The 12,419-nt window shown below is 63.8% G+C and carries 12 protein-coding genes; 7 read left to right on the top strand and 5 right to left on the bottom strand.

Annotated elements, in window-relative coordinates; genetic code table 11:
- Positions 1-9 precede the first annotated feature (9 nt).
- The gene (locus NKH80_RS25210) at positions 10-300 is read left to right on the top strand and encodes a type II toxin-antitoxin system VapB family antitoxin (protein WP_352994282.1); all 291 of its coding nucleotides are present in this window, start codon (positions 10-12) and stop codon (positions 298-300) included.
- Positions 300-692, top strand: a complete 393-nt coding sequence (locus tag NKH80_RS25205; protein ID WP_352508649.1) for a type II toxin-antitoxin system VapC family toxin — start codon at positions 300-302, stop codon at positions 690-692. The genes NKH80_RS25210 and NKH80_RS25205 overlap by 1 nt, the downstream gene beginning before the upstream one ends.
- Positions 693-706: 14 nt before the next feature.
- On the opposite strand, the gene proC is transcribed toward NKH80_RS25205, so the two are convergent.
- Positions 707-1,522: a pyrroline-5-carboxylate reductase gene (proC, locus tag NKH80_RS25200; protein ID WP_352508650.1), complete on the bottom strand. Its 816-nt coding sequence runs from the start codon at positions 1,520-1,522 to the stop codon at positions 707-709.
- A 225-nt stretch (positions 1,523-1,747) separates the two neighbouring features.
- On the opposite strand from proC, the gene NKH80_RS25195 reads away from it, so the two are divergent.
- From NKH80_RS25195 to NKH80_RS25180, 4 genes are all read left to right on the top strand, one after another.
- Complete coding sequence (locus NKH80_RS25195; protein ID WP_352688444.1) at positions 1,748-2,482, top strand: hypothetical protein; 735 nt, start codon at positions 1,748-1,750, stop codon at positions 2,480-2,482.
- Positions 2,483-2,683: 201 nt separating this feature from the next.
- A complete protein-coding gene (gene folD, locus NKH80_RS25190) occupies positions 2,684-3,583 on the top strand; it encodes a bifunctional methylenetetrahydrofolate dehydrogenase/methenyltetrahydrofolate cyclohydrolase FolD (RefSeq protein ID WP_352822419.1) in 900 nt (299 codons plus the stop codon).
- Positions 3,584-3,599: 16 nt separating this feature from the next.
- A complete protein-coding gene (locus NKH80_RS25185) occupies positions 3,600-4,598 on the top strand; it encodes a GlxA family transcriptional regulator (protein ID WP_352508652.1) in 999 nt (332 codons plus the stop codon).
- A gap of 112 nt (positions 4,599-4,710) precedes the next feature.
- Entirely contained in the window at positions 4,711-6,378 is a 1,668-nt protein-coding gene (locus tag NKH80_RS25180; RefSeq protein WP_352508653.1) for a vWA domain-containing protein, read from the top strand.
- Positions 6,379-6,423: 45 nt separating this feature from the next.
- Here NKH80_RS25180 and edd read toward each other — a convergent pair whose 3' ends face one another.
- The 3 genes from edd to zwf form a co-directional block, all read right to left on the bottom strand.
- A complete protein-coding gene (gene edd, locus NKH80_RS25175) occupies positions 6,424-8,247 on the bottom strand; it encodes a phosphogluconate dehydratase (protein ID WP_352475859.1) in 1,824 nt (607 codons plus the stop codon).
- Positions 8,248-8,320: 73 nt separating this feature from the next.
- On the bottom strand, positions 8,321-9,034 hold the full coding sequence (pgl, locus tag NKH80_RS25170) for a 6-phosphogluconolactonase (protein WP_352879789.1): 714 nt from the start codon (positions 9,032-9,034) through the stop codon (positions 8,321-8,323).
- Entirely contained in the window at positions 9,016-10,485 is a 1,470-nt protein-coding gene (gene zwf / locus NKH80_RS25165; protein WP_352879787.1) for a glucose-6-phosphate dehydrogenase, read from the bottom strand. Before zwf ends, pgl begins: the two co-directional genes overlap by 19 nt.
- Before the next feature lie 272 nt (positions 10,486-10,757).
- On the opposite strand from zwf, the gene NKH80_RS25160 reads away from it, so the two are divergent.
- Entirely contained in the window at positions 10,758-11,504 is a 747-nt protein-coding gene (locus tag NKH80_RS25160; RefSeq protein ID WP_352879785.1) for an SDR family oxidoreductase, read from the top strand.
- 63 nt (positions 11,505-11,567) lie between these two features.
- On the opposite strand, the gene NKH80_RS25155 is transcribed toward NKH80_RS25160, so the two are convergent.
- Positions 11,568-12,419: an SH3 domain-containing protein gene (locus tag NKH80_RS25155; protein ID WP_352879783.1), complete on the bottom strand. Its 852-nt coding sequence runs from the start codon at positions 12,417-12,419 to the stop codon at positions 11,568-11,570.

The following is a 12,419-nucleotide window of genomic DNA, read 5'->3' as shown; positions in this document are numbered from 1 at the left end:
GGCTTTGTCATGACGAATTCGCTATATTGTAGTGACGATGAAGGCGGAGGCGATTACATGAATCTTCAGATCAGGGATCCGCGCGCACGCGAACTGGCGCGAGAGCTTGCTGCCAAACGCAAGATTTCTATGACGGAAGCGGTCATCGAAGCGCTTGAATCCGAGTTGAAGCGGGAGAGCGGACGCATTCCCTTGGCCGAGCGGCTTGCTGCCATTGCCAACGACTTCAAGGCCAAGGCAGGCCAAGATGGTCGGGCTATGACGAAGGATGAGATCGATGAGATGTGGAGCCATTCCTGATGTTCGTCGACACCTCCGTGGTTGTCGCGATTCTTTCAGGCGAAGAGGATGCCCGCGAGTGGAGCAACCGAATCGAGGCAGCGCCCGCAAGAATAACTTCGGCGTTGGTGGTGCTTGAAGCGGCGATGCGGCTTTCGACCATGCTTGCCGTGCCGCCGGTTGTCGCCGGAGATGCGATAGAGGCGTTTCTTCGCGAGGCTGAAATCGAAATTGTGCCTATCGACGCCAGCGATGCCAAGCTCGCAATCCATACATTTTCAGATTACGGAAAGGGGCGCGGACATCCCGCCCAGCTCAACTTAGCCGACTGCCTTTCTTATGCTTGCGCAAAAAGTCATGGCTCCGCACTGCTCTACAAGGGCAACGACTTTTCGCATACCGATCTCGCGTAATCCGAAATCAGCTGTTACTTCCCCAGTTCGATCGACCGCAGCCGCGCCGCTTCCACCGCCTCAGTGAGCAGGCGCGTCAGACGGTCCTCGCCCATCAGCACGGCAAGGGCGGCAGCCGTGGTGCCGTTGGGGCTGGTCACCTGCTGTCTAAGCACGCCGGGCTCCTCGCCGCTTTCGGCGGCAAGCGAGGCGGCGCCGTAGACCGTTTGCATGGCCAGGAGCTTTGCGACCTTGCCAGGCAGGCCAGCCTTCTCGGCGGCCACGGTCAGCGCTTCGATGAAGTGGAAGATATAGGCCGGCCCCGACCCGGAGACCGCCGTCACCGCGTCCATCAGGCCCTCGTCGTCGATATCGGCCACTTGCCCGCTCGCCGAGAGCAGGTCGGCGACGAAACGTTTAGTCTCGTCGGAAACCAGCCTGTTGGAAAACACCACCATCATGCCCTTGCCGATCGCCGCCGGCGTATTGGGCATGCAGCGCAGGATCGGCGCGCGATCGCCGAGAATGCCTTCGAACGTAGCGACCGGCGTCCCGGCGGCGATGCTGAGGAAAGTGGTTCGGCCATCGTTGAAGCGGATGTAGCCAGCCGTCACGTTACGGATCACCTGCGGCTTGACCGCAATGACGACGAGGGCCGGCACGGCGTCCGCCGGGATGGCGCCGGCGTCCGCGGCAGCAGAGCAGCCCAGTGCTTCGGCACGCTTGCGCAACTCGGCATTGGGCTCGACCACGAACACCGCAGCCGGAGCGAGCTTGCCGGCTTTCAGCCAGCCCGAGAGCATGGCGGAGCCCATATTGCCGCAACCGGCGAGAACAAGCCTGATCGTCATCGAAAGCCTCCATAGAGATGGCTTCCCCATAGACGTTCGCGGCAGGGCGGGGAAGCCCTTTTGGGACCGTGATCAGGCGGAAACCCGGACCTTGCGGTTGGGATGCGCATGTAGTCGCGCAGGGGCGCGGCGACCACATTAACCTTTTATTTCCTATGCCTGTTTAGCATCGCTTAACCAGTGGCGGTCGCTACGTCCCAGCCCGAGGGGGAAGCTCCAGAAACCATGGCTTATAGGAATAATCGTGAACACTGGAGGAACGAGCAGTCCCTGCTGTCGTTCGTCGAGGCAGCGCGCGACGAAGACGAAGCAGCGCTGGTTTCCCTGGAGGACCGTACAGCCCGGTCATGGCGCGAGGATGCCGCCACACGCCATCGTCTGGCCCGCTCGCGCCGCGAAGCGCGTGCCAGCCCGATCCTGTTGGCAGCCGCAGGCATAGGCCAGCCCCATCCTGATGCGTCAAAGGCCGGCCCCATACTGATGGAAGAGGCTACAGCTGCCGATGCATTTTTCGACCCCGTAGGCTCCCTTGACGGCCCCGATTCCGGTTCCGCCGATCGCGCCGCATACCCGGCAGCGCCGCCTCTCGCTCTGCTCGAGGTCGCGCGCACCAAACGGCCGGGTCCAATCGGTGCCGTGTTGTCGGCGCTGGGCCGGCTCATGCCCGGCAGAGCGCAGGAGGAGATGACGTCGGGTGAAACTTCCACCGCGACAAACTCAAGCGCAGCCATGTCGCCTGCCTTCTACCCGCAGCCGCTCTATGCCGGTCGGGCACCGTATCCGCAGCAACCCACGCCGCCGCATTCGGCACATACTCAGGCCTGGTCGAGGGACGCAATTCAGGCCTCGGAAGCCGCCGATCAGCAAAGCCAGATCGAGGAAATCCGCGCCAGCCTGCGCGAATTCCGCGAGGCGGTTCGCGAGCTCACCGAAAACCGCACGCATCGCCGCTATTTCTGAGCGTCGAATAAAACATGCCGGTTTCGAGTTAACGGCATGGGACGGCGCATTGACGGGATTGCCCGGCTCGATTTTCGTGAAAATGCCGCGCTGCATGTCCGCCCGCCCGCGCATGGTTCTGGGCAACGACCTGCATAAAAACATATCTGGAGCACGCCGCATGGATGCGGCAGGCTTAGCAATAGGCGTCGAGGGTGGTTCATGGCCGAGTTGATTGACGGAAAAAGCGTCGCCGAAGACGTGGTGCAGCGGGTCAAGACACTGACCGCCGAACTAGCGGAAAAAGGTGGGCAGCAGCCCGGTCTCGCGGTGGTCATCGTCGGCGAGGATCCGGCGAGCCAGGTCTATGTCGCATCCAAATCCCGTACCGCCAAGGAATGCGGCTTCCATTCGGTTCAGCACACACTGCCGGCCGAAACCTCCGAGCCGGACCTTTTGAAGATCATCGGCCAGCTCAATGCCGATCCGGCCATCAACGGCATCCTGGTGCAGCTTCCGCTTCCCGGCCATATCGACGCCGGCAAGATCATCCAGACCATCGCGCCGGAGAAGGATGTCGACGGCTTCCACTTCATCAATGTCGGCAAGCTCGGCACCGGCGAGCTTGAGACCGCCTTCGTGCCTTGCACGCCGGCCGGCTCGATGCTGCTGATCGAACGGGTGCGTGGCAAGGACCTGTCCGGCCTCAATGCGGTCGTCGTCGGGCGTTCGAACATCGTCGGCAAACCGATGGCCAATCTTCTGCTTGCCGCCAACTGCACCGTCACTATCGCACACAGCCGCACCAGGGACCTGCCGGCGCTTGCCCGCACCGCCGATATTCTAGTTGCAGCCGTCGGCCGGCCCGAAATGGTCCGCGGCGACTGGGTCAAGCCTGGCGCAACCGTCATCGACGTCGGCATCAACCGCATCGCCGCACCTGAGAAGGGTGAAGGCAAGACCCGCCTCGTCGGCGATGTCGCCTTTGCCGAAGCAGCGACGGCGGCCGGCGCCATCACGCCGGTGCCTGGCGGCGTCGGACCGATGACCATTGCCATGCTGATGGCCAACACGCTAGCTTCCGCCTATCTCGCGGCCGGGTTGAAACGGCCTTCCTTCTGACCAGAAAGCAGCGTCCTTGCCGAACCTCACTGTTCCCTTAGAACGGCCGGTCACCAATGATCCCGTTCAGGGCGGCCGGCAGTTCGGGTTTCTGCTGGTCGACAAGTTCTCTATGTTCTCGCTGGCCGCGGCAATCGACACGTTCCGGTCGGCGAACCGGCTGCTCGGCCGCGATTTCTATGGCTGGACGACGGTGTCGGCCGACGGCGATGCCGTCATGGCGTCCAACGGCCTGCCGCTCAAGATCGACTACGCCGTCGCCGATCTGCCGCCGGTCGATATCCTGTTCGTCTCGGTCGGGCTGACGACGGAATTTCCGGGCAAGAGCAAGGTGCTGGCAGCGCTGCGCAGTTGGGGCCGGCGCGGCAATGCGCTCGGCGCGCTTTCGGTCGGCTCCTATTTGCTTGCCGAAGCAGGCCAGCTCGATGGCTATCGCTGCACCATCCATTGGGAAAACCGCGCCGGCTTCCTCGAACGCTTTCCGGACATCAACTGCACCGGCAACGTCTTCGAGATCGACCGCAAGCGCTACACCTGCGCCGGCGGCACCACATCGATCGACCTGATGCTGGAGATCGTGCGCGGTGATTTCGGCTCGAGCCTCGCCAATGGCGTCGCCAACCAGTTCCAGCATGAGCGCATCCGCTCGGCCGGGGACCGCCAGCGCGTCGGCCCGGAACGCGACCTCACCGGCAAGTCGGAGAAGCTGCGCCGCATCGTCGAGCTGATGGCCGACCATCTCGACGAGCCGCTGTCGGCGGTGCAGCTCGCCAAGTCGGCGGGCCTGTCGGTGCGCCAGGTCGAGCGCCTGTTCCTGCGCCATCTCAGTGTGACGCCCGGGCGCTATTATATGCGGCTCAGGCTCGAGCGGGCGCGCGAATTGCTGCGCCAGACCAACATGCCGATCCTCGACGTGGCAATCGCCACCGGCTTCACCTCGCATTCCTATTTTGCCCAGAGCTACCGGCTGCAATTCGGCCGGCCGCCTTCCGATGAACGCCGCACGGCCTATTGAGGGTTTGGCAGAGAGGCGACGCAGCTTCGTACTCCGTCCGGGCTTGTGTCGCGACCCGGCGTCAAATAGCTTTCCGGCGCCGAGCGGCGGCGACTGACGGGGGAGATTTTTGATGGCGGGATTTGTGCAGAGCGTCGCTGCGGCGGCCTTGTTGCTGTGGACGACGGGGTTCGGCTTCGCCGCCGATCGCGTCATCGTCGTTCTCGATGCCTCCGGCTCGATGTGGGCGCAGATCGACGGCAAGCCCAAGCTCGAAATCGCCCGTCAATCGCTGCGGAACGTGCTGCAATCGGTCCCGGCCGAGGAGGAAATAGGCTTCATGGCCTATGGCCATCGCGAGAAGGCCAGTTGCGACGACATCGAACTCATCGTGCCACCGCAGGCAGGCTCGGCAAGTGCGATCTCAGCCGCGGCCGACAGCTTGAAATTTCAGGGCAAGACGCCGCTGACCGCTGCGGTCAAGCAAGCGGCGGAAGCATTGAAATACACCGAGGACAAGGCGACGGTCGTTCTCATCACCGATGGCATCGAGACATGTAGCGGCGATCCCTGTGCGCTCGGCAAGGAACTGGAGGCTGCTGGCGTCGACTTCACCGTCAATGTCGTCGGCTTCGGCCTGACGGCGGCCGAGGGCAAGCAGGTCGGTTGCCTCGCCGACAATACCGGCGGCAAATATATCGAAGCGTCGGATGAAAAGGCATTGCAGGACGCCCTCGTCGAGACCGTTGCGCCTCCGCCACCCGCCCCTGAACCGACTCCCGCCCCGCAGCCTGCTCCCCAGCCGGCGCCCGCCCAGCCGGCGGAGTCCAATTTCGTGCCCACCGTCGTGCTTGCCGAGGGTGGCGATCCCGTCACCGACGGCAATGCCTGGGAGATCTACAAGGCGAATTCCGACGGCACGCGCGGCGATCCCGTCACCACCGAATATGGCACCTACAAGGGCAATCTGGAGCCGGGCGACTATATCGTCGTCGCGCGTGCCGGCGAGGCCAGGGCCGAACAGAAGATCAAGATAGAGCCTGGCCAGGTCGCCAAACCGCACTTCAACCTGAATGCCGGCACGCTGGTCATCCACCCGCGACCAAGCGAAGGAGCGGACGTTGATGACGGCGCGGCTGTCGTAATCGGCTATCCCGGCGTCGACACCCCGCCGACCTACTACGGTGACACGAAAGTCGTGCTGCCGGCCGGTGACCAGAAGGTGACGGTCACGATCGGCCAGGGCATGGTTATCGAGACGATCCCGCTTGCCGCCGGCAGGGTCATCGACAAGGACATCATCGTCGGCGTCGGGCGTATCGTCGCCAACGCCTATTATGCTGCCGGCGGCGACAAGGCCGAGGGTTCTGGCGTCGGCTTCAAGGTGCTCCAGGCGAAAAAGAACATCGACGGAACCAGGCAGGAGGTGACCTATGCCTACGGTCCGGACAGCAAGTTCGATCTGCCGCCCGACGATTATGTAATGGTCGCGACGGTCGACCTTGCGGTGGCCGAGCAGCCGTTCAGCGTCAAGGTTGGCGACCATCAGGATCTGAAGATCGCGATGAACGCCGGCATGCTGACGATAACCGCGCCAGGGGCCTCGAAGATCGAGATATTCGAGGCCAGGAAGGCCATCGACGGAACCCGCAAGTCGGTCGGCTACGCCTACGACCAAAAGTATCAAGCCACCCTGTCGGCCGGCGACTACGCGGTGGTTTCGGAGAAATCGGACAACAGCTCGAGGGAAGGCACGGTAACGGTCAGGGCCGGCGCGCGAGCCGAGCTGACCGTTCAGTAGATATAAGGGAGAGCGGCCACCAGCCGCTCTTCCATGGTCGAAAAGTCACGCCGTACCGAAGGCGCTGGCGCCATGGTCGGCGCGTCCCACCAACTGCCGGAACCCGGCGAAAAGCTCGCGGCCGAAGCCGAATTCATTGCCTATGAGGTCGCTGTCCGCGGGGCGGCGCAGTGCGAAATCGCCGGCTGGCACCAGTACCTCCAGCGTCCCGGCCTCGGCGTCGAGCCTGATGATATCGCCGTCATGGATCCTGGCGATAGGCCCGTCCTCCGCCGCTTCCGGCGTCACGTGGATCGCCGCCGGCACCTTGCCTGAAGCGCCCGACATGCGCCCGTCAGTGACCAGCGCCACATGCTGGCCGCGGTCCTGCAAGATGCCGAGCACGGTGGTCAGCCTGTGCAATTCCGGCATGCCGTTGGCCTTCGGACCCTGGAACCGAATGACGGCGATGAAGTCGCCGGTCAGCGACCCCGCCTTGAACGCCTCGTTCAGCCCTTGCTGGCTGTCGAACACCTTGGCCGGCGCCTCGATGATGCGCCGCTCCGGCTTGACCGCCGATGTCTTGATGACGGCGTGGCCGAGATTGCCTGAAAGCACTTTCAGCCCGCCGCTCGGCTGGAACGCCTTCTTGAACGGTGCCAGCACCTTCTCGTTGCCGCTTTGGCGCGGGGAGGCCTCGCGTACGACGCCGCCGTCCGCACCGAGCTTGGCCTCGACCGCGTAGGGGCGCAGCCCTTCGCCCCACACAGTCTGCACATCCTCATGCAAGACGCCTGCGTCGAGCAGTTCGCGGATCAGGAAGCCGAGCCCGCCGGCGGCGTGGAAATGGTTCACATCGGCAAGGCCGTTCGGATAGACCCGCGCCAGCAGCGGCACCGCTTCCGAGATATCGGAGATGTCCTGCCAGGTAATGGCGATGCCGGCCGCCGCTGCCATGGCGATCAGGTGGATGGTGTGGTTGGTCGAACCGCCGGTGGCGTGCAGGCCGACGATGCCATTGACGATCGAGCGCTCGTCGATCATCCGCCCGACTGGCGTGTAGGCGTTGCCGAGCGCGGTGATCGCCAGCGCCCGCTTGGTCGCTTCCCTGGTCAGCGCGTCGCGCAACGGCGTGCCGGGATTGACGAAGGAAGCGCCAGGCGTGTGCAGGCCCATGATCTCCATCAGCATCTGGTTGGAATTGGCGGTACCGTAGAAAGTGCAGGTTCCCGGCCCGTGATAGGATTTTGATTCCGCTTCGAGCAGTTCGGCCCGCCCCGCCTTGCCCTCGGCATAGAGCTGGCGGATCTTGGCTTTTTCGTCGTTCGGAATGCCGGTCGTCATCGGCCCGGCCGGGATGAAGACCGCCGGCAGATGGCCGAAGGTCAGCGCCGCGATCACCAGCCCCGGCACGATTTTGTCGCAGACGCCGAGATAGACGGCGGCATCGAACATGTTGTGCGACAGGCCGATTGCCGCGGCCATGGCGATCACGTCGCGCGAGAACAGCGACAGCTCCATTCCGGGTTGGCCCTGGGTGACGCCGTCACACATCGCCGGCACGCCGCCGGCCACCTGGGCGATGCCGCCGGCCTCGCGCGCCGCGTCCTTGATCAGCGCCGGGAATGTCTCGAAAGGCTGATGCGCCGACAGCATGTCGTTATAGGAGGTGATGATGCCGAGGTTCGGCACCCGGTCGCCGCCAAGCGCCACCTTTTCGGAAGGGCTGCAGACGGCAAAGCCGTGGGCCAGGTTGCCGCAGGACAGCACGGCCCGGTTGGCGGTGCGGTTCGAGGCTTCGGCGATGCGGCCGAGATAGGCCTCGCGACCGGGCTTGGAGCGCTCACGGATGCGCTGGGTGATGGCTTCGATGTCGCGTCTTGCGGTCATGGCGGTCGGTCCTTTCAGGCGAGGTCCCGCAAATACCTTCCGGCTGTTGCCGGGACCTGCAGCCAAGTTGAGATCAGGGTGCCCAGAAAACCTCTACGGGCTTTTGAGTGGCATCGAGCACGGCGCGAATGGGCTTTCGTGTTCCAGTTCCAAGCGCGGCCTCGAATGCGGTGCGTTTTTCCGCGCCCTCGATATGCAGCGCGATGAAGGCGGCATTGATGATCCGCGCCAATGACAGCGTCAGCCGTGGCTCGCCGGCGCTTGCCGCGTGAACCGGAAGCACGATCCTTTGCGACGACGGATCGAGCAATCTTGCCAGGTTGTCGGCATCCGGAAAGAACGAGGCGGTGTGGCCATCAGTTCCCATGCCGAGCACAACGACGTCGAGTGGCCAGGGCAGCACTTGCAGCGCCTCACCGTCGGAGACCGCTGCACCCTCGATACTTGCCGCGGCGCGGTAGAGCGGCACGAAATTCGCGGCCGCGGCCGCGTTCTGCAGCAGGTTGGCGGCAACCAGGCCGGCATTGGAGCGCGGCGATGAGGGCGGCACGAAGCGCTCGTCGACCAATGTTATCGTCACCTTTTCCCAGGCGATCGGAACGGTCGAAAGCGCCGCGAAGAATTTCGCCGGCGTCGTGCCGCCCGAGACCGCGAGCAGTCCCGTGCCGCGCTCGGCGATCGCCTTTGACAGACGGCCGGCGACGTGGCCGGCAAGCGCGGTCGCCAGCTCCTGGCGTCCGGCAAATTCGTGCCAGTTGTAGGCGCCGCCTAATTGCTCTCGTGCCATGTCCGCCCGTCGCGTTCGATCAGCGCAATCGAGGCCGAGGGGCCCCATGTGCCGGCGGTGTAGCCTTGCGCCTCTTGCCTGCCGCTTTCCCAGGCGTCCTGGATCGGGTCGATCCATTTCCACGCCGCCTCGACCTCGTCGCGGCGCATGAACAGCGTCTGGTTGCCACGGATGACGTCCATGATCAGCCGCTCATAGGCATCGGGGGCGCGGCCGTCGAAGGATTGCGCAAAACTCATGTCGAGCGGGATCTGGCGCAGCCGCATGCCGCCCGGCCCCGGATCCTTGATCATGATGAACTGCTTGACGCCTTCGTCGGGCTGCAGCCTGATGACCAGCTGGTTGGCGGAGATCGGCCCGGCGCTCTCGCCGAAGATCGAGTGCGGGATCGGCTTGAATTCGATGACGATCTCCGAAACGCGGGTCGCCAGCCGCTTGCCGGTTCGGAGGTAGAACGGCACGCCCGCCCAGCGCCAGTTGCCGATCTCGGCCTTGAGCGCAACGAAAGTCTCGGTGTTGCTGTTCTTGCCGAGTTCCTCGACATAGCCTTTCACCGGCCCGCCGGCCGAGGCGCCGGCACGATATTGCCCGCGCACCGTGTGCTTCGGCGCTTCGTTGCCGTTGATGCGCTTCAGCGCCCGCAGCACCTTCAGCTTTTCGTCACGGACAGCATCGGCGTCCATCGACGACGGCGCCTCCATGGCGACCAGGCAGAGCAGCTGCAGCATGTGGTTCTGCACCATGTCGCGCAATGCGCCGGCCTTGTCGTAATAGGTGACGCGGTCTTCCAGGCCGACCGTCTCGGCCACGGTGATCTGCACATGATCGACATTGGCGGAATTCCAAAGCGGCTCGTAGAGCGCGTTGGCAAAGCGCAGCGCCATCAAATTCTGAACCGTCTCCTTGCCGAGATAGTGATCGATGCGGAAAATCTGGCTTTCATGGAAATCGTCGCCGACCAGGTCGTTGAGCGCGCGCGCCGAAGCGAGATCGCGGCCGATCGGCTTTTCCAGCACGATGCGCGAATTCGGCGTGATCAGCCCGTGCTCCTTCAGCTTGTGCGAGATGTCGCCGAACAGCGCCGGCGCCACCGCCAGATAGAAAGCGCGGATGTGTTCGCTATCGCCGATCGCCTTCTTCAGCCTGTCGAAGCCGGCACCTGTGGTTGCATCTGCCGGGACATAGGAGAGCCGCGCGAGGAACGTCTTCAGTTCCCTGGCGTCGATATCCTCCGGTTTCACATGATCGGCAATCGCCTGCCTGGCGAACGACTGGAATTCCTCGTCGGTCATCTTCGAACGTGATGTGCCGATGATGCGCGTCGGCTCGGAAAACTGGTGGTCGCGCTGCCGGTGGTACAGCGACGGCAGAAGCTTACGTTCCGACAGGTCGCCGGTGCCGCCGAAAATGATGAAGTCGAAGGGGTCGACGGGGATGATCTGGCTGGTCATGGTCTATCCGCTGTGACGCCGGTCGCGATAACGCGGCTGATATAATCTAATCGATTTAAACTTGCCAGTGCCATTGCGTCACATCCGCGTGTGCTCTTGACACGGGCGCTAGCCGGAGGCTTGTCGGCAAGCGATGCTTCCGGAGCCTTCGCAGGTGCAGCATAGTGCCGGATGGCAGCGAAAGCCAAAGGAGAAATCGTCGATGGACGCACATCTTTCGATGGCCTGGCCAAAGGCGTCGTCGATCGCCTTCAACGATGAGTGAGAAAAGCATGCGCCTGCAAAACAAAGTCGCCATCATCACCGGCGCTGCCTCGGGCTTTGGCGAGGGCATAGCCAGGCGCTTTGCCGAGGAGGGTGCGCGGGTAGTCGTCGCCGATCTGAACGCCAAGGGCGCGGAGCGCGTTGCCGGCGAGATCGGCGAAAAGGCGATCTGGACCCAGACCGACGTCTCGCTGCGGTCCGAATTCGACGAGTTGGTCCATGCCGCAATGAGCGCCTTCGGCCACATCGACATCATGGTCAACAATGCCGGTTACACTCATCGCAACGGTGACATGCTGGAAGTCGACGAAGCGACCTTCGACCTGATCACAGCTGTCAACATGAAGGCGATCTACCACGCAGCGCTTGCCGTGGTGCCGGTCATGGAACGGCAAGGCGGTGGCGTCATCCTGACGACGGCCTCCACGGCCGGTATCAGGCCGCGGCCTGGGCTCACCTGGTACAACGCATCGAAGGGCTGGGCGATCACCGCGACCAAATCGATGGCGGTGGAACTCGCGCCGAAGAACATCCGCGTCAACTGCCTCTGCCCAGTTGCCGGCGAGACCGGCATGCTCGCGAAATTCATGGGCGCCGACACACCCGAGATCCGCGAGAAGTTCCGCGCATCGATCCCGCTCGGCCGGCTTTCGACGCCGCTCGATATTGCCAATGCCGCGCTTTGGCTTGCTTCGGACGAAGCGGCTTTCATCACTGGCGTGGCGCTGGAAGTCGACGGCGGACGTTGTATTTGAACGGCCGGGTCCTCAGGCGCAGGACTGGCTGATGGCGAGCCACCCGCGATCGCTGTGCCGACCTTACGCCCCGGTTTTGACGTAGCTCTTGTACACCCAGCCGCGCTTGCCGTTGTAGACGATCTGGCACCATTGCTTGCAGCTCATCACCTGCACCGAGGTCTTGGCAGGCACGGTGAGAATGGCGGCAGCATTCTTCTTCGGGCCGATCCGCATGGTGACGGATCTCAGAATGCGTCCGGTACCCGCAGTATTGGCTTTTCCGGATTTTGCCTTGGTGCCGTCGCCGTCCTCACTCGCGGACTGCGCCGCCGGCAGTTGCGGCTTGGGCGTGGGGATGGCGGCGGTCTGTGCGCCGTCGGGCCCGGCGTTTTTCGTCGAGCTGCCGGGAGCCGCCACTTTGGCAAACAGTGCCGCAGCGTCGGGTTTTGCTGCCGGGTCAGCAAACGCCACCGCGGCGGACGATTTATCGGCCGCCTGCTCGGTCTGGCTTGCCAGTTGGTCGGATGCTGCCGTGGCGGCGGCCGATGCCGTCTTTGGCCCCGTCCAGCGCGGATCGTTGGGAGCCAGCGCTGGTATCTCGGCTTCCGCAGCGGCAACCGCCGGTGAAACCGCATCTGCCTTGCCCGTCGTCCGCGGCGCCGCAGCGACCTTGGCAGGCATGATCTTCGTCGTCTTGACCGGGATGGTCGGAACGATCTGCTCAGGGCTTGCGGCCGCTTGTCGCTCATTTGCCGGCAATGCCAGCCACAGTGCCACCGCGGCAACGCCGAGCAGTGCGGCCGTGCCAAGCGCGGCGATTACCAGATGCGCGTTCGACCGGACCCCATGCCAGAACGTCGGCCGCATATCGTAACCGAATTGCATCGCAAGGCGCCGTCGTTCCGGCGCGCCGAAACTGAAGGGCTCTTTCAC

Origin of the sequence: Mesorhizobium sp. M0904 (genome assembly GCF_040319475.1) — a bacterium.
Lineage (GTDB): Bacteria > Pseudomonadota > Alphaproteobacteria > Rhizobiales > Rhizobiaceae > Mesorhizobium.
Note: the sequence above shows the minus strand (reverse complement) of the source record. Positions and strands in the feature narration are given on the sequence as shown.